Origin of the sequence: Nostoc edaphicum CCNP1411 (assembly GCF_014023275.1) — a bacterium.
In the GTDB taxonomy this organism is placed as follows: domain Bacteria; phylum Cyanobacteriota; class Cyanobacteriia; order Cyanobacteriales; family Nostocaceae; genus Nostoc; species Nostoc edaphicum_A.
Genome location: NZ_CP054698.1, coordinates 2,844,848 through 2,870,761, shown reverse-complemented (window position 1 = coordinate 2,870,761; position 25,914 = coordinate 2,844,848). Strand labels below are relative to the sequence as shown.

Genomic DNA, 25,914 nt, shown 5'->3' with positions numbered 1-25,914 from the left:
TCTCTATTTTAGATTTTAGATTTTAGATTTTGGATTAGGAAATTTTCTCAATCTAACAGACGCTCATAGATCCGGTTTCGCAAAGTGATCGCAAATCTAAAATTGAAAGATTTTTTGAAGTTTTGAGTTTGTAATTATTCAATCCAAAATTTAAAATCTAAAATGTAACAGAATGTTGAAGAATCGCCATCCCTGAGTTTGAATCGTGAAGGGCATTAGAATAATTCGTAATTTAATTTTTAACTACGAATTACAAAATCTGCATTTTTTGTTAGTAAGTATGTGCAATAGTATTTTCATACTAAAATATTTTTGTGAACCTATTTTAAATTCAAAGTTTTTCCAGCCAAATTTATAGTTACTTCTCACAAGAAGGTTACAGGAGAAGTGGTAAAGTATGCAATTAATCGAAACGAAAGAGTCTCAAAATTATCTTGATATAGCTAAGTCTTTAGCAGAAGAATTTGCCCAGACTGCTGTAGAACGGGATGTCAAAGGGGGAACGCCAAAGCATGAACGCGATCGCTTGCGCCAAAGTAACTTGCTAAAACTCATCGTACCCACAGAGTACGGTGGTTTAGGGCAAAGCTGGATTACCGTTCTGCAAATTACCCGCGAGTTTGCTAAGGTTGATAGCTCCATTGCTCACGTATTTTCTTACCACCATCTAGGTGTAGTAATTCCGCATATCTTTGGTTCGGCAGAGCAAAAACAGCGATATTACTCAGAAACTATTCACAATAATTGGTTTTGGTGCAATGCCCTCAATCCTTTAGATAAAAGAGCTACTCTGACACCGGAAAATGATTATTTCCGTCTGAATGGGATTAAAAGCTTTTGCTCTGGCTCTCAAGACTCGGATATATTGCCCATCACTGCCATTCATCAGGAAACTGATGAATTGAATATTTTGGTAATTCCTACCCAACGGCAAGGCGTTACTGTTCATCATGATTGGGATAATATCGGGCAACGTCAAACAGATAGTGGTAGTGTTACTTTTGAGAATGTGTTGGTGTACCCTGACGAAATTCTTGGTAGTAGAGACAAACCCAGTCAACCCTTCATTACTATTCGTGCCTGTTTAACTCAATTGAATCTTGCTAATATTTACCTGGGAATTGCTCAAGGAGCATTTGAAGCTGCTAAAACATATACTTCCACTAATACAAAACCTTGGCTGACATCGGGTGTAGAGAGTGCAACCCAAGATCCTCACATCCTCCAGCACTATGGCAAAATATGGGTTGAACTCCAAGCAGCTAAGAGCTTGACTGAGCAAGCTGGAGAATTACTACAAGCGGCTTGGGAAAAAGAATGGTCACTCACCGCCGAACAACGTGGGGAATGTGCGCTTTGCGTCGCTACTGCCAAAGTTGCAGCGACTAGAGTCGGTTTAGACATTACCAACCGCATTTTTGAAGTTATGGGCGCACGCGCTACTACGGCAAAGTACGGCTTTGATCGCTATTGGCGTAATCTCCGCACGTTCACTCTCCACGATCCGGTAGATTACAAAATTCAAGAGATCGGAAATTGGGCGTTAAATGATGAACTGCCAAAACCCAATTTTTATTCATAAGTAAGTCCGGGAAATTTGTGATGTCACTTCAAGCAGGATGAAAATAATCGTAAATTTCTTGAGCCAAACGCGGCCCAATTCCTGCTACTTCCGCGAGTTGCGTGGTTGTCGCTTGCCGAATGTAGTCAACTGAGCGGAAATGCCCTAGTAGCAGCTTTTGTCGATGATGTCCTAAGCCAGGAATTTCATCTAAACGCGATCGCTTCAATTTATCACTACGTTGCTGACGATGGAAACTTACTGCAAATCGATGCGCTTCATCGCGCAACCGCCGCAACAACTGCACCCCTGGTTGTTCTGCATCAGTTGTCAAGGGTTTAGATTCTCCCGGTAAAAAAATCTCTTCTCGCTGCTTCGCTAAACTCACAACTCGCAAGTCTTCTAATAAATTCATCTCTTGCAAAATGGCGATAACTGAAGATAGCTGACCTTTACCGCCATCAATCATGATTAAATCAGGCCAGTCAGGATTACCCAAACGTGCTAATTGCTGATTTTCCCCATACTTACGAAACCGCCGCCCAATAACTTCAGCCAGACTGGCAAAATCATCTGAATGTCCTGCTGTCACAGTAGGATTTTTAATTTTGTAGTGGCGATAGTGCTGTTTGGCCGGTAATCCGTCGATAAATACCACTTGCGAAGCTACAGCATTTGACCCCTGAATATGGGAAATGTCATAACCTTCAATGCGGTGGGGTGCATCTGGTAAATCGAGAATGTTGGCTAAATCTTGCATTGCTTGGTGATTGCGATCGCCAAATTTTTGCATTCTTTGCAATTCATACTGGGCATTTCGCTCTACCATCTCAATTAATTCTGCCTTAGTTTGGCGCAAAGGAGTCAAAATCGTGACTTTTTTACCTTTACGGTGAGTTAAGACATCCGCCAATATCTCCACATCTGGTAAATCATGCTGTACCAAAATCTCTAAAGGTATTTCCACTGAGTCAGCAGTTTGGTAATGTTCCTCCAAAGCTCGTTGTAAAATAGCTCCCGGTTCTGCGTGAGCATCCGCCACAAAAGCTAAACGTCCTACCAATTGACCAGCGCGAATCTGGAATAGTTGAATGCAGGCGTGCTGTTCGTCGGCTGCCAGTGCGATCGCATCCCGCGAAACTGTATCATCTGGTAAGGAAACTTTTTGGTCAGCTGTCAGCGACTTTAACCCAGAAATTTGATCGCGAATCCGCGCTGCTGACTCAAAATTCAAGTTTTCGGCGGCGGCGCTCATCTGTTGAGTCAAAATATCAATCAGTTCTTGAGTTCGACCTTGAAAGACCATCGCCACCTTTTGCACAATTTTGCGATATTCTTCTGGTGAAATCAGCTTTTGACACACACCCGGACAACGGCCTAAATCATAATTCAAGCAAGGACGGTCTTTGAAAAGTGGTTGAGGTCGTTGTCGCTGGGGAAAGATGCGTTTGCAGATACGGACAATTTCTCGCAGTAATCCAGCATCAGTATAAGGCCCATAAAATTTATCCTTTTCTTTGCCGAACTGGCGTTTACGGGTAATAAAAATTCGCGGATAATCTTCTGACCAAGTGATGCAGAGATAGGGATATTTTTTATCATCTTTGAGCAGCACGTTAAAGTATGGCTGGTGCTGCTTGATCAAATTGGCTTCGAGCGCTAGAGCTTCGGCTTCAGTATCAGTGACAATGAATTCAATTTCTGTCACCAACTTGACCATCGTGGCAATACGTTCACTCTTGTTGTAGCCATCCCGGAAATAAGAACGGACACGCGATCGCAACTTACGTGATTTACCTATATATATAATGCGATCGCTGTTGTCCCGCATAAAATAAACCCCCGGTTCCGGTGGAATTTCGGCTAGACGGTTTTCCAGTCGTTCTGGCTCTTTAACCAGCGGTAATATTTGCGTAGATATTGTCACAACGAAAATTAGGTAATCTTTCTCTATTTTAAGAAAAATAATTTTTTCGTGCCGATTTAACGAACTATTTATCAAGTAAATATAAAGTTGGCATCATGATCTACATACACCAGAGTACTGGTGACTGGGGATTAGTGACTAGGTGGTAATTTACTGTGCGTCTCTTGCCTTAACCGAACAGTATTGCCCTAACCCTTTCCGCCTTCGGGAAGGTGGAACAATTTTGACCTAGCTTTTTAGGAGATAGGTCAAAATTGTACTTCACACTTGTCGAGAACCGCTATAGTCATCAGTTGCTACTGTCAGAATCAAAATTTTCTTTTTTGAAGATACAATTAATATTTTAAAATTAAGAGTATTTTTTTATTTAAAGTTTTTTCTAAAGATATTTTTATCTTATACTCACTTACTTTTTCTGCATTTTAAAAAAATATATTTAAATATTGCTTTTATAAATATAATATAAAATTTTTATTAATCTCCAGCATTTAAGTTTTTTTATTGAACTTATAGTATTAAGCGAATTAACGGATTTAGTAAATCAAATTTACGATTATGATTGAGAATATAGCTATTATAATGATTTTAAGTAAAAGCCAAACTATGAACTTACAAGATTTTGAAGCCCAGTATCGTGAGGCTATGGCTGAAACTCTCAATGAGCTACAAACGGCAGTTTTATTGTTAGCACAAGTACAACAAAAAATTTCAACCATTGGCAGTTCTATACAAAATATTAGCGAGCGTGTGGAAGAGTTCATCGCTAACCAAAAAGCAGAATAAATTCACGCATAGCACAAAACTTTATCTGGGGCGACAAGTAAACTGTTCTTCAATTGCAAAGATGAGATCCTTGAGTTTTAAAGGTTTGACAAAATAGTGACGTGCGCCCAAACTCAGGGCTAGTTCCTGGTCTGCTTTAAAAGCAAAGGCTGAAACCACAATAATAGGTATTTTTGACAACTCAGGTTTTTGCTGGACTTGTTTTAAAAGCGAATAACCGTCAACATCTGGCAATTTCAAGTCTAGTAACATTAAATCTGGCTGGAATTTCTCTATAGTTGAGAAAAAATTAGAGCCTTCTGATAAGCTTTGGACATCGTACCCACAGTAAATTAGATAGTCACTCAGTAACATTCGATTGAGATAATGGTCTTCAACTAGCAAAATTCGTCTAACTTTGTTTGACTGCAATGGCTCATCTATATTGAGTAATTGTGCTCTCATTACTACCTATTATCTGATTTTTTTTAAGTAAAAGCCAACAATTATTACCATAAACTAAAACGGTAGTGCATTTAAACCGTGAAAAAAATAGAAGTTTGACTTATCTAAATCTAGTCAAAGATATAAAAAAATTAAATTTCGCTGCGCTACAACACTTAAATGATAGTATCCTTAAATATAATTTAATCAAAAATTAAGCTTTTTTTTACAGACTTTTTCTAAATTTTAGTATTAAATCAACGATAGCTTTTAAAAATTGAATTGCCGAATTTGTATTAGTAAAACTACTTAAGTAATACTGTAATTAACCGTATGGTAATTCCCCTTCCCGAAACAGATTTCATTTGGATATGAGGGGAAGTAATACTAAGTAATACCATTTCACGAAATCTATATTACAAACACGTTGGTAGGGGCATAGAGATGCAGAATATTACAAGCGATTCATTCGTTGCAAATGTTTTTAGGAATAGTATAACCTAGAAGATTAAATTATCTTACAGTTTGCAGAAATTATTCATCAAAAAAGGGAGCTAATAAATAGCTCCCTAACTTTTTTGTCGTTTTTAACCCACAATCTTAAATAGATGCTTTTTTAAATTTTCGTTGGGTAGCAAATACACCAGCAACACCTAGCACACCCAGTATTATTGATGGTTCTGGTACTGCTGTGGGAGGCACACCTTGGATGGTAACTTCATAGTTGCCACTGTGGGACTTGCCATCAGCACCTACTCCTAAACTGTTACTTAGCCCACTTTTTGTAGCAGAAAAGCTGTAAAGGAAATCAGTCTTGTCATTGTAGGTAACTTTAACAACTTCACTAGCTTGGAATCCAGTTTTGAGAAAACTAGCCAAGAGTGGTGATATAGGACGATAGTACTCTTTTAAATCAAAGTGACCGGCTAACCCAATTTTAATATCGCCAGTGATGTCATTTTGATTAACATAAGAGATATTAGGGTCGCTGGAGCGTTGAAAACCATTGCTGCTCAAAAACATATTATAGGCTGTAGGGATTAAATTTGCTCCTAAACCCGCTGCCTTAGCAAATTCGTTAAACCAAGTATTTGCAAAGTTCTTTGCTCCATAGTTTGTACTCAATTCTGAGCCAGTACTAAACCAATCTGTTGCTGTCAGACTGCTCAAGGTGATACTTTTGTCACCAATTTGCCCTGTCAAAGTGGTGTTTTTGGTGAAATCAAAACCAGACCCTTCACTGCTAGCTCGTAACTCTACGTTTCCAGTAGGATTTGCAGCATTACCATCCAGAACTTTCTGGATGTTTGTCTGGGTATTTGGCACAAGTACAGTACTGTTACCTGACACATCATAGATTAAATAATCACTTGATGCTGTTCCACCTATGGTAGCACCAGTGAGTGTTCCAGCCTGTGCTGGTACTATGGCAAGAGCGCTCACACCAATAGCCATTGAAGCACCAATTACAAGTTTCTGAAAAGTCATCTTCATTGTTTTCAAGTCTCTGTCAGTTTGGAAGTTAAGTTTTAAACTATTGCCGTTTTTAGGCTTGGGCTGTCTTGACTACAGGCTTTTTGACAATATGGTTGCTTAAAAACGCAACCTACATCGTTAGCCGTCTTTGGTAGTTTTGCGTACAAACCCAGTTTAAGAAACGGTGAGACCTGATTGGGTAAAGTTCATGCTGATTATCAATGAAAAGATGACTAATATTTATAGACTTTTATGCGTATAATTACAATTATATTCAAAATGGCAGAGTGATTTTAAATACAACTTATTGTTTTAGTAGAATACAAGTATTCGTAGGGGCGCACATATGTGCGCCCCTACCGTGTGTTCTCTCCATAGACTTTGCTGCAAAAAATCTTTGGTGTTTGGTTTGAGAAGAAATTTAATTTAGGAATTCAGCAATTCTTTCTACAGCAGTTTCTAACAAAGGTGGCTCATGCACCAACGCAAAACGGACATATCCTTCTCCAGATTTGCCAAAGCCAGCACCTGGAGAAGCAGCTACACCAGTTTGTTTGACTAGCTGAGTACAAAATTCTACAGAGTTTTGACTCCAAGATGGGGGTAACTTTGCCCAAATGTACATTGTGGCTTCGGGAGTGGGAACTTTCCAGCCAATGCGATGTAAAGCTGTAATGAAAGCATCTCGGCGCTTCTGGAAGGTTGCAACGGCCGTTTTCACCCCAGCTTGCGGGCCAGTCATGGCTGCGATCGCACCATTCAAAATTCCCCGATACTGATTAAAATCAACGGCGGCTTTTACCTGGCGTAAAGCATTAATTAACTGCGCATTTCCGATGGCGTAGCCAATGCGGAAGCCGCCCATATTGTAAGACTTGGAAAGGGTGAAAAATTCTATCGAGACGCTTTTCTCTGGATCAGCTTGCAGAATCGAAGGGACTAGGGATTTTGGATTTTGGATTTTGGATTTTAGATTGGGAGAAGAGTCTACCCAGTCTCCGGTCTGCTCAAATACCAAATCTACGTAGGGGAAATCGTGAACGAGGACGAGATTGTGTTGCTGACAGAAGGCGACAGCTTCTTGGAAGAAAGATAAGGGTGCGATCGCAGCCGTGGGATTGTGAGGATAACTTAATACCATCATCCGCGACTGCGCCAAGACTGGGGCGGGAATATCAGCAAACACTGGTAAAAAATCGTTTTCTGCCCGTAATGGCATTGGGTAGATTTGGCCACTTGCTAGGTAGACTCCCCCCGCATGGGAGGGATAACCTGGATCGAGCAACAGAGCAAAATCCCCTGGATTGAGTATTGCTAGAGGTAAATGGGCTGTACCTTCTTGAGAACCAATCAGAGGTAGTACCTCAGTTTGAGGATCTACTCTGATGCCAAATTTTTGTTCATACCATTTGGCTGCGGCTTCGCGAAATCCTTGGGTACCGTTAAATAACAGATAGCCGTGGGTACTGCGATCGTGGAGAGATTGGGCGATCGCGTCGATGACGTGTGCCTCGGCTGGTAAATCAGAAGACCCCAAGGACAAATCAATTACCTGTCGTCCAGCGGCCAAAGCGACTGCCTTGGCTCTGTCCATATCAGCAAATACATTAGATTGTAAGGGTTGTAAACGTTGTGCAAACTGTATGTTAGTCATTAGTCATTGGTCATTAGTCATTGGTCATTAGTCATTGGTCATTTGCTATGAACTATGAACTATTGACTAATTACTGCTTAAGTGAGTATCTAAAAGAGCGAGTAATTTATCTTTTCCGATAACTCCCTCAGTAGATTCTAGTAGTTTATCTCCTTGAAATAGTCTGAGGGCAGGTACACCTTCCACTTGGTACTGCTTAACAGTCAGTGGGTTAGGGTCAATTTCCATCTTAACGACTTTGAGGCGATCGCTATATTTGGTAGCGGTTGAGTTAATCAGGGGCGACATCAATTGACAAGGCCCACACCAGGAAGCCCAAAAGTAAACTAATACAGGCTGCTCGGCTTTTAACACTTCGGTTTCAAACTCAGCATCAGTTATGGTGATTACAGCCTTACTCATTGCAGTCTCCGTCAGGTGGCGATCAAAGTTGGCACACACAATACTTTATCTCAAAGTCGTCAATAGTCCATAGTCAATAATTTATAGTTATTATAGGACTAATATTTGATTTCTGAAAAAGCTCCGTACATTTGAAGAGTCGCAAAATCAAAGGTAGTGTGCCGGATAAACCACTCAAACATCCATTTGAGATGTGAGAACGAAGGAATCAAGGCACAGAAACGCCGCACCCAGGTTTTAGCTTGTAACCAAATATCCTCAATTGGATTTTGTGACGGGCAATTAGGAGCAAAGCGGACGCAGTGAATTTTCCACTCCTCTTGAGACAAATCTTGGTTTACCTCGCCTAAAAAGTTTTGAACCAGATGTGAACGATGGTAAGAAGCACCATCCCAAAAAAGAAGTAATCTTTGATTGGGGGACTGATCTAATAAATAACGTAGATAATCAATTGTATTTTCTGAGTTACCTGCGTTATACGCTTTTAGTAGTAAGCTTCCCTCCAGATAGTCAACTGCCCCGTAGTATGTCTGTTTGTCTCGTATATTAACAACTCTCACTGCTATTTCTTGGTCAGTTTTTCCCCAGACATACCCACTTAAATCTCCCCACATTAAATGACACTCATCAAGCAGCAATACTCTCAACTTTCCTTCTTCAATTTCCTGCCGATGCCTTGCCAATAGTGTTTCAATCTCTTTTTTTTTTGCAGCAACAGCGTCCTCGTCAGCTTTTGGATTTAAAGAAGTAGTTTTCTTCCAACTAATTCCTGCCGCATCAAATAAGTCATAATAGCTCCGCTTTGACTCATAAGTTACATCATATTCAAAAAGCCAATTTATATTCGAGTTCACCAAGTTCCCAACATTCTTTTGTTTGCAACCAACTTAAAACTTCTTCTCGTTGTTGAGCAGTTAAGTAACTTTTTTTTTCCCCTTGTGGTTCAGGCGCAGTCCCGAAATTCCATCTTCCTCATAAGCTTGCTTCCAGCTTGTTATCGAACCCAGTGACACATCTAAAATTGTTTGAATTTCCTCATACTTGTAGCCTTGATAAACCAATTTGACTGCCAACGCTTTCCTCACCTCACGCGCATCTGGGCGATCATCTATAAATTCTTGTAGTTCTGCGATCGCGGCTTGTAGATGCTGGTTTATCATTGTTAGCTATTAGACAAATATTCTGTCCGTATTATCTCGTAGTTTTTTTCAGAAATCAAATATGATTCCTATAGCCCTCTTCTGTCACTTTCCGGGAAAGTGATCGCTAGAAGCCTCATGAGGCAATCAATACAAGCTATACTATTAGAAAAAAATAGGACTTGTATTTGTTATTAGAAAATAATCGCGCAATCGCTTGTTATACAAAAGCTCTAGATTTTAGAAAAGGCAAATGTTTTCGGAGAGTGACAGAAGAGGGATAGAACTGTTAACTATTGACTAATGACGTAAAATCCCACAGCCAATAGGTGTGGGACTATCTCAAATAAGTTTTCTGCCAATTTTACAGTTGATCCAATTGCTTGCGTAAAGAATCCAATTCGGCATCAACCACCTCATTAGATTTGGGATTAGAAGCAGTGGTTTCTTGTTGTTGCGGTGGCAGTTGAGCTTGATTTTGTGGAGCTGCGGGTGGTAGCATTTGCGCTTTCAAAGCCGCCAATTCATCATCAACATCGCTACCACCTTCCAACTGGGCAAATTGGGTTTCTAAATCTGCACCTGCTAACTCTCCTAGTGCCTGTGCACGGGATTCTTGCATCAAGACTTTTTCTTCCATCCGCTCGAAGGCAGACATTGCACTGCTGGTATTCATCCCACGCACCATGCCTTGGAGTTGCTCTTGGGCTTTGGCAGTGGTAATCCGAGCTTTAAGCATTTCTTTCTTGGTCTTAGCTTCAGAAATTTTGCTTTCTAGCTGGATTAAATTGCGCTTGAGGGTTTCAACTTGAGTGCTTTGGGTATCTAAACTAGCTTTGAGGGCAGTACTGGTGTCGGTATAGGTTTTTTTCCGCTCTAAGGCTTGTCGTGCTAAGTTCTCATCACCTTTTTGTAGTGCCAGTTGGGCATTGCGTTGCCACTTATTGATTTCATTTTGGGCATCATTGTACTGTTTCTCGCTACGTTTTTGGGCGGCGATCGCCTGAGCTACTCCCTGACGAAGCTGCACCAAGTCTTCCTGCATTTCCAGGATGGCCTGTTCTAGCATTTTTTCGGGGTCTTCGGCTTTGTTAACCAGGTCGTTAAGGTTAGAACTAACTACTCGCTTAATGCGATCGAATAATCCCATAACTTTGTTTTTCCTTGTGTACTTTACGCTTTTTGTTGGACAGTTAGCTTTTTTACTTTTTTAATAGCTACCTATTTCAATGTAATCTTTCCGGCTTGAATCAGTACCTCCCAACAACTCTTAATTGTTAAGATATCTCCAAACTGGGGTAATTAGCCGAACTTCAAGAAGAGGCAGGGGGCAGGGGGCATGGGGCATGGGGCATGGGGCATGGGGCATGGGGCATGGGGCATGGGGACAAGGGGAAAGACTTGTTTCAAGTTCTCACCTCTTGTCCCCTTGTCCCCCTTATGTCCCTCATCTCCCCCTGCTCCCTTGCTTGTTTTTCAAGAGTCCTGAGTGTTGGGTAACTGCTGTTGGGGAGGCTGTGTCTTCTGATTCTCCTCAGTGAGGAGATTGTTGTGCTGTGTGTTTTCTGCCTGGTTTAAAACCTGCACCTTCATCGCTGCCAATTCGGCATCTACATTATTATTAGATTCCAAGGAAGTAAATTGTGTTTCCAAGTCGTCGCTACCGAGTTGAGCGATCGCTTCTGATTGAGCTTCTATTTGCAAAACTTTTTCTTCCATGCGCTCAAAGGCGCTCAGACTGCTGGTGGTAGAAACTCCGCCGAGCATTTCCTGGAGTCGAGAAGACGCTTCGGCAGAACGGGCACGAGCGATATACATATCTTTTTTTGTTTTCGCCTCGGAAATTTTTAACTCTAGCGATCTCATATCCTTTTTTAGCCTAGCTACTATATCGTTTTGCTGCTCTATTTGGGAAAATAGGGCTGTAGCGGTTTCTTTATAAGCTTGACGCTTAGTCAAAGCTTCGCGTGCTAGAGGTTCGTTGCCTTGTTGCAGCGCCAATTGGGCGCGGCGATACCATTCTTCTGTTTGAGAGTTGGCGGCGGCGGCCTGTCGTTCAGTACGTTTCTGGGTAGCGATCGCTTGTGCTACACCCTGCCGCAACCGTACCAGATTTTCCTGCATCTCCAAGACAGTTTGCTCCAGAATCTTTTCTGGATCTTCTGCACCGCCGATCAAACTATTGAGATTAGCGCGAATCACCCGTAGGATACGCTTGATTAATTCCATATCGGCTCTCCATTCACGAAACTCAGTAATGAGTGCTGAGTGCTGAGTTTTGAATTAGTTATGGAGTGCTGAGTGTCTAGTTAAAGTCCTAAGTATAATATTTTTTGTCATAGGGTAATTAGGGAGTGCTGAATGACCAGTTAAAGTCCTGAATATAATATTTTGTGTTGTAGGGTCGTAAACAAACAAGATTTTGTGTCTTACCATTCAGCACTCAGCACGGGCTAAACCCTAGCTATCCGCTAACAGCACTCAGCACTCATTGACTCAGCACTCAAAACTCAGGACTGTTATCTCATGGTATCGTAGATTTTTGCAACTTATGGCTGCTGAACCCGTGCCTTAATTCCTCTTGCCTGTAACAATTTCATGTGTTGTTGTACTTGCTCTTTAGTCTTAAAAGCACCCAGATAAATCAATTCTTTGTTGGGTGATAAATAAGCATCAGGAATTACTTGCCGTGCTGAGGCATAAGCCGCGCCTTTATTATCTATCACTACATGATAAAACCCATCTGTGGCTGGTTTGATTTCTGCATCCGGCTGTGGTGAGGTTGCGATTGGCTTAGGCGAGGTTTTTGCTGTTGGAGTGGGAGGCAAATTCAGGGGAGGCAAAGATTGTAGCGTCGGTACTGGTGCTAAGGTGATCGGATTTGTCGGTTTTAGGGCTGTGTTGGGGTCAGGTAATGCCGCTTGAGGATTTGTGGGGTTTTGGGGAACGATTGGATTAGGCACTACTGCGAGAGTTGGTTGGACTTTGGGTTTTAAGCCAACTACATCCTTGGGATCTCTCACTTCAGGAAACTCTTGGGCAGCTAGATTGGGATACTTGGGTATAGATGTACTTGGTGGCTGGATTTGAGGTTGAGCATTACTCCCAACTTCCTCAGTATTTTCTGGTACGGGAGATGATTTCCCGTTAAACAAATTACCTAAATTCCATTGTGGCAAGCTTTTGGGATTGAACACTACATAACCCAAAGTCAGACTCGCCAGCAATAGCAGTAACATTGAGCCGATACCCAAGGGTGATAGCAGACTGTCGCTAGAATTGCTTGGTTTCTTAGTTTCTGGTTGTTCTTCTGTCAGACTTCGCAGCAGTGCTTCACTAGATTCCAAATAGTCATCTGGGTGCTTAGGAGTTTCATCTGGCTGCAAGAGATTTTCGCTCTGAGTATTTTTAACGATCGCAGGCACAATGCTACTAGTAAAGTTGGGCGGGGGTGGTGGAAGTTGAGTTTGGGTTTTAGCAGAATCGGAGATGGAGGCAATATTAAGATTATTCAGTGCCTCGGTTTTTGGCGTAGCTGGCGCTGGGTTTATCTCAGGATTCACAGCTACAGAAGATGGAGGTGGGGGTGGTACGTCAATTTTTGCTGTAGCTGGTGCTGGGGTTCCCTGATGATTCACGGGTACAGATGCAGGCGGTACATTGTTTTTAATTTCCGTTCCTGATGACTGAGTTTTTCCCGATGTTATATGAGCAGTCAACCCCAATTGTTGACTGCTCATATAACTTGCAACACGGGACTGCTTAGATGACACCAAGCCAGTTCGCGTGCGTCGGTATCGAGCTAACTCTTGATCTAGAGGCACTTCTAAACTCGCGAGTGCTGCTGCTAGTACTGGTTTCAACCCAGGTGTTTTAGACGATTGATTAGTAGCGGAGTCGTTCAGAGGGTTTTGAGTCATTGCTTCTGTACCTCAAACATAGACTGTTGGAATTAACTTTAGATATATTTGTGACAATAGTAGCGGAAATTATCTAAATAGATAGATTGGGGACTGGGGACTGGGGACTGGGGAAATAATAACTCCTAACTCCTAACTCCTAACTCAGCACTCAGCACTCAGCACTCAGCACTTGGAATGATGTCGTTGAAATCAATAAATGATATTTTAGGTGTTCTAGAAAAGCAGGCTCAATGGCAGGAGCAGCCATTTCAACGCCTGCTCAAGTGTTGGGCAGAAGTTGTTGGCCCAGTAGTTGCCGCAAATACTCGACCATTGTCAATTCAGCGCGATGTTTTGTCGGTAGCAACTTCTAGTGCTGCTTGGGCGCAAAACATGACTTTTGGTCGCACATCTCTGCTTTTAAAGTTGAATAAAAAGCTGCCAACGCCTTTGGTTGATATTCGCTTCTCCACTGCTGGCTGGCAAAATCCGTCGGTGGAGAGAAAACAGCAACAAACGGTTTCGCCCCATGAGCATCCCAGTTACCTTGGTGATGAGATTAGCCGCCCTGATATGACACCCACTAAGGATGTGAATGCTGCTTTTGGGAATTGGGCGAAGGTGATGCGATCGCGATCGCATGGCTTACCTCTTTGTCCCCAGTGTCAATCTCCCACCCCACCCGGTGAACTCCAGCGCTGGGAAGTCTGTTCTGTCTGTGCTGCTAAAAAGTTTTAAAAGCAAAATAGTTTAACGATTATTAGTTGAGCAGAATTTATCCTGAAGTAACTTGCTGCTCTCACATAAAATAGTTCTGATTCTTGAGAAAAAAGATATTTTCCTGTTAAAATGTGCCGAATGTGGTAGATAAAACATACTATTTATCTTAAAATCTATGCCTTAATCCATCCTTAAGGAGGAAGTTAAAAGGCTGGATAAATCAAAAGCTTTACTTTTAGTCTTGATCCCTAATAAGTTTTAGCCAAAATCTATAGGTGATCACTCTAACGATTATTGAAATATATAACAAGATTATAAAAATATCCTGAAGTTTATTTTTTGCTTGGGATCGCTGAAACCTATAGAAAATAATGACTTTTTGGCTCTTATACGTCTTTATATATAGAAGCAGAATATAAGGATGAAATTTAGCCAGAAACTGCACTAAAGATTAATCCAAATGAAACCTATTAAAGTTTTAGCATCTGCCTGTAAATATTGCCGTCATTACCAGCCAGAAGGTCGCCGTGGTGGAACGTGCCAGCAGTTAGGAGCGCCTGTTCAAGCAACTTGGAAGGCTTGCTCTTTGGCGCTCCCACCTTTTGCACCTTCTTGGGAAACCTTGGAAGATGCTTGGAGTTTGCCAGATGCAGCCCCAGTTTTAACATCTTCTCAATCTCTAGCCTCAGATTTAGACAATGCTGCTCTTGCCCCTGTTGAGGAAATAACTGTCTCCATATCTGAACAGGTAAAGACTAAAGCAGTTGTTATTTAGTCATCCATTATTACTGAATAGAGTTCGTAGTCTGCTTAAGATAAGATTTGTTTTTAAGATATTTAGTGCTGTAAATTTTGACATCTACAAAAATCGCACCCTTTAGTGAGGTGCGATTTTTGCAATTTTAAGGTAGCCAAGGAAAAGAGCGGAAATCTGGTGGACGCTTTTCGAGAAAGGCTTGTTTGCCTTCAGACCCTTCTTCTGTCATGTAATAGAGTAGGGTGGCATTGCCAGCAAGCTCTTGTAAACCAGCTTGTCCGTCACAATCAGCGTTGAAGGCGGCTTTGAGACATCGAATTGCGATCGGGCTTTTTTCTAAAATCTCCTGCGCCCATTGAATACCTTCGGCTTCTAGTTGTTCTACTGGGACGACGCTATTAATTAAGCCCATTTCTAGAGCTTGTTGGGCATCATATTGGCGGCAGAGAAACCAAATTTCTCGTGCTTTTTTTTGCCCTACAACGCGGGCGAGATAGCTAGCTCCAAAACCACCGTCGAAACTGCCGACTTTCGGCCCAGTCTGTCCGAAAATGGCGTTATCGGCAGCGATCGTAAGGTCGCAAATCAAGTGTAGGACGTGTCCGCCACCGATCGCATATCCCGCTACTAGAGCAATCACTACTTTCGGCATGGAACGAATCAGGCGTTGTAAGTCCAGCACATTCAAGCGGGGGATACCAGTATCATCCACATAACCCGCATGTCCCCGCACACTTTGATCGCCACCAGAACAGAAAGCATATTTACCATCAGTGTGGGGGCCATAGCCTGTAAATAGGACGACACCAATAGTAGTATCTTCACGAGCATTACAAAAAGCGTCGTACAGTTCAAAGACAGTTTCAGGACGGAAAGCATTGCGTTTGTGGGGACGGTTGATGGTGATTTTCGCAATGCCATCAGTTTTTTGATACAGAATATCTTCGTAGGTTTTGGCTGTTTGCCAGTTAATTTGCATTGGTATGGAGTGCGCTGTTGTGCTTGAGAATTTTATCGTGGACGTAGGGACATGCGATACCTGCGGTGGGCTACGCCTACGCTCAAATTGGTATCTCAAGCCTTTACAATTTGGTAATTGTCTGGGTGTTGAGGAATAAAAATGCGACGTGACACCATCTTCTACAAATTATTTAAGCAATTTCCCGGTTTGCTGTTTGAATTAGTAGATGAACCACCTCCAGAAGCGGAAAACTACCAGTTTGAATCAGTTGAGGTGAAAGAAACGGCGTTTCGGATTGATGGAGTGTTTTTACCTCCCGCTAATGCAGTTTCCAAAACCGTCTTTTTTGCAGAAGTGCAGTTTCAGAAGGACGAAGACTTATATCACCGCTTCTTTAGCGAATTATTTTTGTTTCTCTACCGCAACTCTATCCGTTACGATGACTGGTTTGGAGTCATAATTTTTGCTTCTCGCAGCTTGGAACCTTCTAACTCAACGATTCACCGCGCTTTATTAGAAAGTGGTCAAATCAGGCGGGTTTATTTGGATGAGTTGGGGGATTTGCGAGAACAACCTTTGGGATTGGGTTTGATGTTGCTGACAAATGTTACTTCTGAAACGGAAGCAGTAGAAGGGGCGCGGTTTTTGTTGGAGCAAGCACAGCAACAATCGGAGCAAGCGATAATTGATTTAGTTACGACGATTATTGTTTACAAGTTTTCTAACCTTAGTCGAGAGGAGATTCAAGCGATGTTGGGACTGAATTTGGAAGAACCACGGGCTATTCTGGAAGCGAAGGAAGAAGGGCGAGAGGAAGGAAAGATCGAAGGAAAGGTTGAAGGACGAGAGGAAGGAAAGGTTGAAGGAGAAAGAAGGATCGTTTTACGACTATTAAATCGGCGCGTGGGTAATATTCCTGATGCGCTTCTGTCCCAGATTCAAGAGTTATCGGTGGAACAGTTGGAAGCTTTAAGTGATGCTTTGTTGGATTTTTCTTCTCTTGCTGATTTGGAAGGGTGGTTACAAGGTGAAGTAAGCGGATAAGTTTCACCAAGAGACGCAGAGAAGAAGGGCGATCGCACTACAAATAAAGTTTCCCAAAGTGAAGAAGCATTTGCAGACACGCGGGTATATCAGAAACGATGGAATAAAAAGTGCGATCGCTCCTCCTGCGACTGTTAAAACGACTATTTGCTGAAATTTGCTTAAGAAGGTTGTTGGAATTGAGATTGCGATCGGGAACTTGGAACGGTGGTTATAAGCCAGTGTAAATAGACTTTAAGTTATATTTATGTTATTAAAAGCCATTCCTATACCGCCAGGAAATAATCCTAGTGTAATTATCTGATACTCAGGAACTAATTTGATGATTGTTCCTGTTGACCACAGATGAATAAAAACTACTTCTAAATATTCCGTCTCAATTTTAGGTTTTGCGCCTTCCAACATAAAATTAATAAGTATTTCATCTGATGGAAACACTAAGCCGTGTTTATTAGGCCCGCCCACTGTAATTAATAAGTGTTCAATTTCTTGCTTATCATGTTTTTTCACCAGCCTATGTAATTCAGCCCATCCCTCTTCTCGATTGTGTACTGAGGTATAAGCTAAACCTATTTCAAACCCAGTGAACTGGAAAAAGCGTGTGGAAGGAACACCATTAGACATAGGAACGACATAAAAAATACATCCTTTTTCAGTATTTACTAACCCAAGGTTTGGTGCTTGAGATGGTAATTTCCCTCCTGGTATCTGCAAACACACTGGATTTACATTAACCGTGCCTAGCATTTCAATAATTTGGTCAATACCTTCTGTATCATTTGCTCGATGTGGATAATTATTACTATTAGAATTCCCAAAACCGAACCAAGTATAAACAAGATAACCTCTCAAATTTAAAAACTTTTCACGTGGTCTATCTAAAATTTTCCTACGAATATTTTCAAATAATGCATTAACCTCACGCCGACGGCTAACTGTAAACTGAACACAATCTAAAGAAACTGTTACTCCTTTGAAATTACAAGAAAAGTCTGGTGGATTATTACCTAGTTGTATGTGAGTATATTCAATTTTTCCTGTTGCTAAAGAGTAATCAGTTAAAAAACGTTGAAGGTGCAAATTTTCTTGTTCTTCTTTTGATAACTGTTTATCTAAATGTAAAAGTGGAATTGGCCATTCATAATTGATGATTATTTGATCTACTGAATCTTCTATACTCTTCCCACGTAAACCTGTAATAGTTGCACTTCCCCACGGAGCCAACTGTAAGAACATTCCCGTAGCAGCTAAACCTTTATCAATATAGATCGGGTAGGCTTGAAATAGTCCTGTATCTTTTAAATTAGAATTATTTGTTTCAAACATTTTAATTAGAGTACTTGAATTTTAAATGCTAATTCTGCATGAATAAAGTACCATGATAATAACTAATTTAGCTGTGTCACGCCACTACTAGCGCGACATAGCTAAATTGGTGCAATAGAAAGATTGAGTTATGTTTCTAAAATATCAATATTTTCAAGATTTATAATGTACTCCTTTAGGCTTGCCACGCCACTACGTGGATTTAAAAAATCAAATATGAGTACCTATGATTAAATCTTAATATTTGTGGCAAAGTTCCTCAAATTATCCTGTCGCCACTTAGCATCTCTTTTACGATTTGTCTGCAACTCTAAAACTCGAATTCCTGTGGTTGGTAGTGGATTTAATCTTTGCTGCAACTGCTGCCAAGAAGTAATCAATTCATACTGCACATTATAAGTAGCGCATAACTGAGCAAAATCAATATCCTGGGGTGTGCCAAAAAACTCTTCAAATGGTGGATCAAATTTGGCAATGGGCAACATTTCAAAAATACCACCGCCGTTGTTGTTGATTAACACAATCGTCAGATGTCCGACAAACTTATTGCGGATTAAAAAACCATTGGTGTCATGTAACAAAGCTAAATCTCCCGTTAACATCACACTACTTTGCTGACGATGGGCAATTCCTAATGCTGTGGATAATGTGCCATCGATGCCATTTGCACCCCGGTTAAAGTGCGATCGCACTCCTAAATTATTCGGTTTCCAGAAATATTCCACATCCCGCACAGGCATACTGTTGCCAATGAACAGAGGCGTTCCAGGCGGTAAAATCTGAGAAATTAACCAAGCTGCTTTACTCTCAATGATTTCATCTATTTTCCCCATCGTCTGATCAACAGCTAACCTAACCTTAGTTTCCGCATCACACCATTGCTGCAAATATTTTGAGGAGAAAGATAAATTTCCCTCCTCTACTTTGATGTCTTCTACAGATGTCCGTAAATGCGTCGTTCTCCCGTGCAAAGGATCGAGGTTTTGGTCACTGGGATCAATTACCCAGCGTCGGGGTTGGGTTGCATCTATCCAGCTACGCAGTTCTTTACTTGTAGGCATTTCACCTACCTGAATCACCATTTCGGGTGCTAACTGCTTTGCTAGTTGCTGATTTCGCAAAATCAGGTCATAAGTGGAAATTAAATAGGGGTTGAGTTCGGCATAATTTCTGACTGGGGAGAGTCCCTCTGCTAGCACAGGCCATTTGAGAGTTTGGGAAAGGTGCGCGATCGCTCTACAATACTCTTCTGGTTGCTGCGGTTGAGCAACACCTGCGATAATAATGCCGCGATCGCATTCTTTCCATTCTTTGGGCATTGGGCATTGGGCATTGGGCATGGGGCATGGGTTTGCTATCCCTGCGAAAAAGTCTTCTGGATGAAATTGCGATCGCAAATAACTCAAGTCGGTTCCATCTGGTACAGGCGCTAAGGGATCGCGAAAGGGAATATTTAAATGTACTGGCCCCTTTGTAGGAGTTTGCGCCCTTTCCCAGCTATGAATTACCGTTTGTCGCAGGTAAGCTAGCATTCCCAGATCGGCGGAGGGTAAGGCTAACTCTGTTTGCCAATTTGGGTAGTTTCCATATAATCTCAATTGATCTACAGTTTGCCCAGAGTGACAATCTCGCAATTCTGGGGGTCTATCGGTGGTTAATATCAACAGTGGTACGCGACTATATGAGGCTTCGATGACTGCTGAATAAAAGTTGGCTCCTGCTGTACCAGAGGTGCAAACTAGTACCACAGGGCGTCCGGTTGCTTTCGCTTGTCCCAAAGCAAAAAAAGCGGCGGAACGTTCATCGAGAATGGAAATCGCTTCAATTTCAGGTGCTTGTTGAGCAAATGCGATCGCTAAAGGTGTAGATCGTGATCCAGGACAAATGATGGCACAAGTCAATCCCAACCGCTTTAGCGTCTCTGTTAAAATATAAGCCCAAAGTTGATTAACATTTTTAAAGGCGATCGGCATTAAATCATACATAGCTATAAAACAATCTTAAATTTTAGATTTCGTCTAGGGAAATTCAATTTAAAATCCATCAATGCGGTGATGGAACCCAACACCGTCACGCGAGTTTCTGGGAAAGAAAATCCCCAAGCAAACTTTCCACTTTCTACAAAATGCCCAATTTGCTCTCAAACTTTTATGGACTGCATTCATTTAACGGGAATTCGCGGCTATGGCTACACTGGGTATCTACCAGAAGAACAGGTGCTAGGACAATGGTTTGAGGTGGATGTAAGGTTATGGTTGGATATCTCCACAGCGGCCAAGACTGACGCGATCGAAGACACTTTAGATTATCGCAGCGTCATTAGCTTGATACAACATCTCATCAAAACGTCTAAATTTGCGTTGATAGAGAAATTGGTAGCAACGATCGCAGATTCTATTCTCCAAGAGTGCGATCGTGTAACAAAAGTCCAAGTCACTCTCAGCAAACCTGCTGCACCTATTCCAGACTTTGGTGGCAAAATTAGCATTGAACTGACTAAAAGTAAGTCCAATCTCTAAAGCACAAAACGTGTTTTTTTCTCAATATCTATAAGTCAGCAAAGAAAGGGGGGTTTAGCCCGGATTTCTCACCCCACCTCTCAAAGCCTGCGCTTGTGTAGGGGAGCAGGGGAGAGTTCAAATACCAAGTTCTTTCCCCTCTGCTCCATCAAACGCCTGAAGCTTGTGAGAAATACGAGTTTAGGTGGAGCGTGGAAGGATCTCACAAACAGAATCTTTCTTGCCATTGCCCCCAGTACCCACTCATTCTCAAAAAACTCAAAAATCCCGCGTTCTGCTGATGAGCATTTAACTTGCATATTTTCAGATCGCAGGATTTGTGATTAAGCATTAACCAGGAGCGATTAATAGTTCTAAGTAACATCCTTTAACTTACCATTCAAAATTTAAGACAGTTTCAGACGGCAATTTAAATCCCGATTTAGACAAAAAACATTTGTAGCCAAAGCGGTATTAAATTCTTTAATTCCAGATAATGATTAATTTTTAGTAGCAATTGAATGGATGCACATTATTGTATTACATACAACACACTCTATTAACTTTTTCAACTTATATAAAAGTAGTAGATTGTGATTATATCAACTTTTATTCTTGATTATTTTTTACATAAATACTATACTTGGTATCTACACTTTGCTTAAAAAACGATTGTATATTGTTGAGAATCAGTTCTTAATTGCTGGTAATTATACGGCAATTTATACATTTGATGTTAATAACATGATATTAGCCGCATTAAATAATCAAAATTAGCTTTGACAAGCACAGAAATTATGGGAGGTTAATAACATTACTATTTGATCGTTAGTCAGTATTTTTATCAAGCAAGAAAATAGGGTAGGAGAGAGATTGTTTATGATAAGATAATGACTTTTTGATTGAGTTTGACACCCACAATAAAAATCTGAACCTTAGCAAACAGGTTGTTTTAACATGTTCGCCCGAAAAATCCTAGTTGTTGAGGATGAAAAAGTTATAGCCTCAAATATTAGAAAAAGTTTACAAAAATTAGGTTATTCAGTTTCAGAAATAACTAAGTCTGGTGAAGAGGCAATAAAAAAGGTAGCAGAAACTCATCCACATTTAGTATTAATTGATATCTGCCTAGCTGGGGAAATTGACGGTGTGCATGTGGCGGATATTATTCAGAATCACTTCCATGTGCCTGTAGTATATTTAACAGAGTGTTCAGAATATAAAACATTACATAAAAATCAGCTAAGTGAGCCTTTTAGTTACATAGTCAAACCATTTCTTGAAAGTGATTTACATTTTGCCATTGAAATGGCTCTGTATAAACATCAGAGTAAAAAAATATTATACGAAGAAAAACAGAGGCTAGGAGCAATTATAAACAGTATGGGCTGTGCAGTGATTGTAACTTATGCAAATGGTTGTATTCAAATGATGAATCCCATTGCAGAACTAATGACTGGTTGGAAGCAAAGTGAAGCATTAGGTAAGGATTTAGTAGAAGTCGTTAACTTAGTTGACAAAGATGTAGGAGAAACAATTGAAAATTTAGCCACATACGTAATGGAAGCAGGTGAAATTTTCAATTTACCAGAAAACTGTACACTGATTACCAAAGAGGGCAAAGAAATAGCGATTGGGGATAATGTTGCACCCATCCGCGATCAAAAGGGCAATATTACTGGCGCGGTTTTAGTTTTTCAAGACATCACCAAGCGCAAGCAGACAGAGGCGCAACTGATCCGCAATGCGTTTTATGATGGGCTGACAGCATTACCGAATCGTGTTTTATTTTTAGACCGGCTCAGACAAACAATTGAACGTAGCAAACGCAGAAGCGATTATTATTTTGCAGTTTTATTTTTGGATTTAGATGGCTTCAAAGAGATTAACGATCGCTTTGGGCATGGAATAGGGGATGATTTTTTAGTCGCGATCGCTAGACGTTTAGAGTCGTGTTTACGCAGTGGCGATACTGTAGCACGATTTGGTGGAGATGAGTTTACTGTTCTTTTGGAGGATATTAAAGACATTACCGACGCCACCAATGTCGCTAAACGTATTCAAGACTCATTGCGATCGCCAGTTAACCTGAATGGATATGAATTATCTGCTACAGCTAGCATTGGTATTACTTGGAATTTTAGTAATTATGAGGAGCCTGCTACTTTGCTGCGAGATGCTGATATTGCGATGTACCGAGCGAAACGGCAGGGAAAAGCTACTTATGCCATATTTAGTTAAATAGTTATTTTTGTTGCCACTTCAAATAAGTCTGTCATGGAAAAAACCGAAAAACAGAAAATGCTCGCGGGGGAATTGTATCTGGCGGAAGATCCAGAATTAGCTGCCGAAAATAAGCGGGCTAGCCGTCTGTTGCGAAGCTACAATTCTACAACTGAAGAACAGCAAGAGCAACGCCAGCAAATTTTGCAAGAATTATTTGGAAAGATCGGTGAAAAAGTATTCATTGTGCCGCCGTTTCACTGTGACTATGGCAGTAATATTTTCGCTGGCGACAAATTGTATATGAACTATGGCTGTGTAATTTTAGACTGCAATCCAGTTCACATTGGTGAAAATGTCTTGTGCGCTCCTTATGTACAAATTTATACTGCTTATCACCCAACAGAGCCGGAAATTCGTCTTTCTGGTAGAGAATTAGCTGCCCCAATTAACATTGGTAACAATGTCTGGATTGGTGGCAGTGCAATTATTTGTCCAGGTGTAACTATTGGTGATAATACAACTATTGGTGCTGGCAGTGTAGTTGTCAAAGACATACCTGAGAATGTTGTCGCTGCTGGCAATCCCTGCCGCGTCATTCGGTATTTGTCCTAGAGTTTAAAACTTATATCCTCTAGCAATCCAATAGAGCCAGTCTGCGATCGCTTCTTGAGTTTCACTATCAGCATCAATGGCTGCTATTTCAGATAACTTTGCAGAATATACATCTTCATCCTTACCATTAAGGTAAGCCACTTCTACCAACATATCTTTTAAGCACTCATCATCTGGGGCCATTCCCAGCACTTCCACTTGTTTCTCCTCGACGGAACCTGATTTGCGTCCCTTCTTAGTCCATTTAGCCAGAAAGGGAAAATTCAGAGTCTCTTCGAGGTAATAATACCAACCCATAGCCCGGTCTTCTTTGTCTTCAGCATCTACAATGATTTCTGTTTTAATGCGATGCTCTCGCTTTTCTTCGGGTTCAACACTAGGCATAAGATAACGCTTTGCGTATAATGCATTTTGATAATACTACCAAAGTTTTGACTAAGAATAATTTTTCTAATACATATTGATTACTGAGTTAACTACCCTGCCGTAAGACGGACGGGGCTTCCCAATTCATCTCAGTATTTTTTCATGAATCATTCCGGATTGCTACAAGTAAGTGGGCAAGAATAAATCAAACTACATTAAGTAATGTAAAATTCAATTTAATTAGCTCGTAGTAAGGGCTTTAGCCCTTAAGAGAGGACTAAAGTCCCCACTACAAACCTTTAATTATTTACGCCCACTTACTTATAAGCTCTACAAAAAACCGCTTGTCATTGACAAACGGTTTTCTAGTTGTTATTCCCCTCAAGGGGAAACTGATTTCTTTCGCCAAGATGCCAAGTTATTTCTTAGCAGTAAAGCGCCAAATTTTTTAGAGATTAAACAAGTCTCAAATCAGGATAATTTGCCAACACATCATCAGATGTCAGGGTATCATTTTCGGCTTGCGGAGTCCAAAGAACTTCAATTGCTAGAAGTTTGTCGCTAGGGATGCTACCAATTTGGCGCAAAGCTTGACGCAAATCATCAGCACTGTTAATCGCTGTAGGGATGTCAAACTTACCTAATGTTGCCGCTAGTAAGGTGACGATAATGTATTCACCAGGGCCTTCGGTAAAGAGGCGGGTGGGGTTGTCGAGTTCACCAGCCGGCGGTAAAGCATCTTTGGCAAGGGCTTCTCTTAGCTGGTTGTTGACGTTAGAAAGAGTTTCTTCGCTAAACTTGCTGCGTTCTGCCAGTGACAGCCGATTAAACTGACCTTCAGCTGAATTCAAACTGGCTTGTTGAGTGCCACCACCTGCATATACAAAGTATTCGGGGTGACGGAGTAAAGCTAGGCTGGCTTCTTGGAGAACTTCTGCTCTACCCTCTGGGGTGTTAGTATCAGCAGTTTCAGCAATGTGGTTGAGTTCATTTTGCAATTCACGGGCTTGAGCTAACAAACCTACTTGCAAACGAGTTACAGAAACCGGAGAGTTACTGCTGTAATCTGCTTCTCCAGCTTCGCCGCTAGAGACACGGCGGAAAGTTTGCAATAAGAAATTAGCGATCGCCAAGAAAATTAAGATGGTAAATATACCACCAAATCCTCCCCCAATACCCCAGAAGGGAACTATGAAGGGAAAGCCAAAGCCACCACCAAAACCACCACCAGGATAGTATCCGCCCCCACCAGGAGGTACAGATGTGCGCGGTGTATAGGTGCGACTAGAAGGCGCTCTAAATGAGCCACCACCGATGCGACCCCCACTGCGGGCTGCTAATGCACCATCGGCGTGACCAAGAGCCAAAGCTAACACTAAGCTTAGGGCTAAGAAGGTTTTTAACAGCGGTTTGATGGTTTGTTGTAGTTTTTTATGCATAATACAATCGCTTGGAAAACGGAATTATTTATGATTTCTCCCCATACTGGTAGGAGTGTTGCGGTATGTCGCTAACGCCAGCCCGTAACAAGCAAGCGAGTTTGTAGCATTTACGTAGCATTTATTTTTAGAGGCTACATATTTAATTTACCGCGTCTTATCTTCGGTAGGTAGCGATCGCAGGGGGGATTTCTCGACTGGGGAACCGTACCTGAAGATATGTTGAAGAAGAATTCAGAAGTCAGAATTCAGGAGTCAGAATCTAATCAGTAGGGAATTCAGACCCGCGACTTTCTTGTTGAGCACCAAATCTACGATTTGGTGGAGGTATTAAACCCGGTTATTCATCCACCAGTCATACAGAATTCATTCTGAATTCTGACTCCTGACTCCTGTTTGATAATTTGCTGTCCAGTGGAAACCCTAAAGATTCGACTGGACTGCTAAAAAGCAAGAGGGGTTTTTAGTTAAATTAGTCAAAGCTTTATCGCTGTTTATCCCCGAAAATTGGGGATTTCCGAGCGCGGCACTTGCTCGATTTAGGCAAGGGTAAATTTTGGAGGGATAGAAAGGATGGGTGACGAGGGAATCGAACCCGCAACCAATAGATTAAGAGTCTACTGCTCTACCGTTGAGCTAGTCACCCACACAAATAACAATAGTAGCACAACTCCTGACAATTTAGCTAGTGCCGCACC

At 41.3% G+C, this 25,914-nt stretch carries 21 protein-coding genes, 1 tRNA gene and 1 pseudogene; 8 read left to right on the top strand and 15 right to left on the bottom strand.

The features are described 5' to 3' along the window. Positions 1-397 precede the first annotated feature (397 nt). On the top strand, positions 398-1,582 hold the full coding sequence (locus HUN01_RS14410; protein ID WP_181931854.1) for an acyl-CoA dehydrogenase family protein: 1,185 nt from the start codon (positions 398-400) through the stop codon (positions 1,580-1,582). A 28-nt stretch (positions 1,583-1,610) separates the two neighbouring features. On the opposite strand, the gene uvrC is transcribed toward HUN01_RS14410, so the two are convergent. Next, the gene (gene uvrC / locus HUN01_RS14405) at positions 1,611-3,488 is read right to left on the bottom strand and encodes an excinuclease ABC subunit UvrC (RefSeq protein WP_181931853.1); all 1,878 of its coding nucleotides are present in this window, start codon (positions 3,486-3,488) and stop codon (positions 1,611-1,613) included. Positions 3,489-4,091: 603 nt separating this feature from the next. Here uvrC and HUN01_RS14400 point away from each other — a divergent pair. After that, positions 4,092-4,271 (top strand): hypothetical protein, encoded by a 180-nt coding sequence (locus HUN01_RS14400; RefSeq protein ID WP_181932686.1) that lies wholly within the window; start codon positions 4,092-4,094, stop codon positions 4,269-4,271. A 21-nt stretch (positions 4,272-4,292) separates the two neighbouring features. On the opposite strand, the gene HUN01_RS14395 is transcribed toward HUN01_RS14400, so the two are convergent. The 8 genes and pseudogenes from HUN01_RS14395 to HUN01_RS14360 form a co-directional block, all read right to left on the bottom strand. Further along, positions 4,293-4,715: a response regulator gene (locus HUN01_RS14395; protein WP_181931852.1), complete on the bottom strand. Its 423-nt coding sequence runs from the start codon at positions 4,713-4,715 to the stop codon at positions 4,293-4,295. Between the two features lie 579 nt (positions 4,716-5,294). Next, positions 5,295-6,188 carry an NF038130 family PEP-CTERM protein gene (locus HUN01_RS14390; protein ID WP_181931851.1) on the bottom strand — a complete coding sequence of 298 codons (894 nt, stop codon included), beginning with the start codon at positions 6,186-6,188 and terminating at the stop codon, positions 5,295-5,297. A gap of 403 nt (positions 6,189-6,591) precedes the next feature. Further along, positions 6,592-7,824, bottom strand: coding sequence for an LL-diaminopimelate aminotransferase (locus tag HUN01_RS14385; RefSeq protein WP_181931850.1), 1,233 nt, complete (start codon positions 7,822-7,824; stop codon positions 6,592-6,594). Positions 7,825-7,890: 66 nt separating this feature from the next. Further along, positions 7,891-8,226: a thioredoxin family protein gene (locus HUN01_RS14380; RefSeq protein WP_069073954.1), complete on the bottom strand. Its 336-nt coding sequence runs from the start codon at positions 8,224-8,226 to the stop codon at positions 7,891-7,893. Between the two features lie 98 nt (positions 8,227-8,324). Further along, positions 8,325-9,362, bottom strand: a pseudogene (locus tag HUN01_RS14375) (IS630 family transposase); the annotation flags it as partial. Between the two features lie 367 nt (positions 9,363-9,729). Continuing rightward, on the bottom strand, positions 9,730-10,515 hold the full coding sequence (locus HUN01_RS14370; RefSeq protein WP_181931849.1) for a PspA/IM30 family protein: 786 nt from the start codon (positions 10,513-10,515) through the stop codon (positions 9,730-9,732). A 326-nt stretch (positions 10,516-10,841) separates the two neighbouring features. Continuing rightward, positions 10,842-11,594 carry a PspA/IM30 family protein gene (locus HUN01_RS14365; RefSeq protein WP_181931848.1) on the bottom strand — a complete coding sequence of 251 codons (753 nt, stop codon included), beginning with the start codon at positions 11,592-11,594 and terminating at the stop codon, positions 10,842-10,844. 320 nt (positions 11,595-11,914) lie between these two features. Next, entirely contained in the window at positions 11,915-13,285 is a 1,371-nt protein-coding gene (locus HUN01_RS14360; protein ID WP_181931847.1) for a hypothetical protein, read from the bottom strand. 180 nt (positions 13,286-13,465) lie between these two features. On the opposite strand from HUN01_RS14360, the gene HUN01_RS14355 reads away from it, so the two are divergent. Next, on the top strand, positions 13,466-14,005 hold the full coding sequence (locus tag HUN01_RS14355; protein ID WP_181932685.1) for a DciA family protein: 540 nt from the start codon (positions 13,466-13,468) through the stop codon (positions 14,003-14,005). Between the two features lie 442 nt (positions 14,006-14,447). Further along, on the top strand, positions 14,448-14,762 hold the full coding sequence (locus HUN01_RS14350; RefSeq protein ID WP_181931846.1) for a hypothetical protein: 315 nt from the start codon (positions 14,448-14,450) through the stop codon (positions 14,760-14,762). A gap of 127 nt (positions 14,763-14,889) precedes the next feature. On the opposite strand, the gene menB is transcribed toward HUN01_RS14350, so the two are convergent. Further along, positions 14,890-15,723: a 1,4-dihydroxy-2-naphthoyl-CoA synthase gene (gene menB / locus HUN01_RS14345; protein WP_181931845.1), complete on the bottom strand. Its 834-nt coding sequence runs from the start codon at positions 15,721-15,723 to the stop codon at positions 14,890-14,892. Between the two features lie 141 nt (positions 15,724-15,864). Here menB and HUN01_RS14340 point away from each other — a divergent pair, with 141 nt between their 5' ends. Continuing rightward, positions 15,865-16,749 carry an Rpn family recombination-promoting nuclease/putative transposase gene (locus HUN01_RS14340; RefSeq protein WP_181931844.1) on the top strand — a complete coding sequence of 295 codons (885 nt, stop codon included), beginning with the start codon at positions 15,865-15,867 and terminating at the stop codon, positions 16,747-16,749. Positions 16,750-16,983: 234 nt separating this feature from the next. Here the strand turns inward: HUN01_RS14340 and HUN01_RS14335 are convergent, their stop codons facing one another. Both HUN01_RS14335 and menD read right to left on the bottom strand, forming a co-directional pair. Next, positions 16,984-18,075, bottom strand: a complete 1,092-nt coding sequence (locus tag HUN01_RS14335; RefSeq protein ID WP_181931843.1) for a hypothetical protein — start codon at positions 18,073-18,075, stop codon at positions 16,984-16,986. A 230-nt stretch (positions 18,076-18,305) separates the two neighbouring features. Further along, positions 18,306-20,060 carry a 2-succinyl-5-enolpyruvyl-6-hydroxy-3-cyclohexene-1-carboxylic-acid synthase gene (gene menD / locus HUN01_RS14330; RefSeq protein ID WP_181931842.1) on the bottom strand — a complete coding sequence of 585 codons (1,755 nt, stop codon included), beginning with the start codon at positions 20,058-20,060 and terminating at the stop codon, positions 18,306-18,308. A 165-nt stretch (positions 20,061-20,225) separates the two neighbouring features. Between menD and folB the strand changes: the two genes are divergently transcribed. The 3 genes from folB (at position 20,226) to HUN01_RS14315 (ending at position 23,411) form a co-directional block, all read left to right on the top strand. Next, the gene (gene folB, locus HUN01_RS14325; protein ID WP_181932684.1) at positions 20,226-20,594 is read left to right on the top strand and encodes a dihydroneopterin aldolase; all 369 of its coding nucleotides are present in this window, start codon (positions 20,226-20,228) and stop codon (positions 20,592-20,594) included. A gap of 936 nt (positions 20,595-21,530) precedes the next feature. After that, positions 21,531-22,814 (top strand): diguanylate cyclase domain-containing protein, encoded by a 1,284-nt coding sequence (locus HUN01_RS14320; RefSeq protein WP_181931841.1) that lies wholly within the window; start codon positions 21,531-21,533, stop codon positions 22,812-22,814. A gap of 36 nt (positions 22,815-22,850) precedes the next feature. After that, complete coding sequence (locus HUN01_RS14315; RefSeq protein ID WP_181931840.1) at positions 22,851-23,411, top strand: sugar O-acetyltransferase; 561 nt, start codon at positions 22,851-22,853, stop codon at positions 23,409-23,411. A 3-nt stretch (positions 23,412-23,414) separates the two neighbouring features. Here the strand turns inward: HUN01_RS14315 and HUN01_RS14310 are convergent, their stop codons facing one another. The 3 genes from HUN01_RS14310 to HUN01_RS14300 form a co-directional block, all read right to left on the bottom strand. Beyond that, the gene (locus tag HUN01_RS14310) at positions 23,415-23,795 is read right to left on the bottom strand and encodes a calcium-binding protein (RefSeq protein ID WP_181931839.1); all 381 of its coding nucleotides are present in this window, start codon (positions 23,793-23,795) and stop codon (positions 23,415-23,417) included. 437 nt (positions 23,796-24,232) lie between these two features. Next, positions 24,233-25,216: a DUF1517 domain-containing protein gene (locus tag HUN01_RS14305; RefSeq protein WP_181931838.1), complete on the bottom strand. Its 984-nt coding sequence runs from the start codon at positions 25,214-25,216 to the stop codon at positions 24,233-24,235. Between the two features lie 574 nt (positions 25,217-25,790). After that, positions 25,791-25,862 (bottom strand) — tRNA-Lys (locus tag HUN01_RS14300). Between the last annotated feature and the right edge of the window lie 52 nt (positions 25,863-25,914).

Coding starts and splice junctions, on each gene's coding strand:
- HUN01_RS14410 (WP_181931854.1), top strand. CDS start 398: ATGCAATTAATCGAAACGAAAGAGTCTCAAAATTATCTTGATATAGCT.
- HUN01_RS14400 (WP_181932686.1), top strand. CDS start 4,092: ATGAACTTACAAGATTTTGAAGCCCAGTATCGTGAGGCTATGGCTGAA.
- HUN01_RS14395 (WP_181931852.1), bottom strand. CDS start 4,715: ATGAGAGCACAATTACTCAATATAGATGAGCCATTGCAGTCAAACAAA.
- HUN01_RS14390 (WP_181931851.1), bottom strand. CDS start 6,188: ATGAAGATGACTTTTCAGAAACTTGTAATTGGTGCTTCAATGGCTATT.
- HUN01_RS14385 (WP_181931850.1), bottom strand. CDS start 7,824: ATGACTAACATACAGTTTGCACAACGTTTACAACCCTTACAATCTAAT.
- HUN01_RS14380 (WP_069073954.1), bottom strand. CDS start 8,226: ATGAGTAAGGCTGTAATCACCATAACTGATGCTGAGTTTGAAACCGAA.
- HUN01_RS14370 (WP_181931849.1), bottom strand. CDS start 10,515: ATGGGATTATTCGATCGCATTAAGCGAGTAGTTAGTTCTAACCTTAAC.
- HUN01_RS14365 (WP_181931848.1), bottom strand. CDS start 11,594: ATGGAATTAATCAAGCGTATCCTACGGGTGATTCGCGCTAATCTCAAT.
- HUN01_RS14360 (WP_181931847.1), bottom strand. CDS start 13,285: ATGACTCAAAACCCTCTGAACGACTCCGCTACTAATCAATCGTCTAAA.
- HUN01_RS14355 (WP_181932685.1), top strand. CDS start 13,466: ATGTCGTTGAAATCAATAAATGATATTTTAGGTGTTCTAGAAAAGCAG.
- HUN01_RS14350 (WP_181931846.1), top strand. CDS start 14,448: ATGAAACCTATTAAAGTTTTAGCATCTGCCTGTAAATATTGCCGTCAT.
- menB (WP_181931845.1), bottom strand. CDS start 15,723: ATGCAAATTAACTGGCAAACAGCCAAAACCTACGAAGATATTCTGTAT.
- HUN01_RS14340 (WP_181931844.1), top strand. CDS start 15,865: ATGCGACGTGACACCATCTTCTACAAATTATTTAAGCAATTTCCCGGT.
- HUN01_RS14335 (WP_181931843.1), bottom strand. CDS start 18,075: ATGTTTGAAACAAATAATTCTAATTTAAAAGATACAGGACTATTTCAA.
- menD (WP_181931842.1), bottom strand. CDS start 20,060: ATGTATGATTTAATGCCGATCGCCTTTAAAAATGTTAATCAACTTTGG.
- folB (WP_181932684.1), top strand. CDS start 20,226: ATGGACTGCATTCATTTAACGGGAATTCGCGGCTATGGCTACACTGGG.
- HUN01_RS14320 (WP_181931841.1), top strand. CDS start 21,531: ATGTTCGCCCGAAAAATCCTAGTTGTTGAGGATGAAAAAGTTATAGCC.
- HUN01_RS14315 (WP_181931840.1), top strand. CDS start 22,851: ATGGAAAAAACCGAAAAACAGAAAATGCTCGCGGGGGAATTGTATCTG.
- HUN01_RS14310 (WP_181931839.1), bottom strand. CDS start 23,795: ATGCCTAGTGTTGAACCCGAAGAAAAGCGAGAGCATCGCATTAAAACA.
- HUN01_RS14305 (WP_181931838.1), bottom strand. CDS start 25,216: ATGCATAAAAAACTACAACAAACCATCAAACCGCTGTTAAAAACCTTC.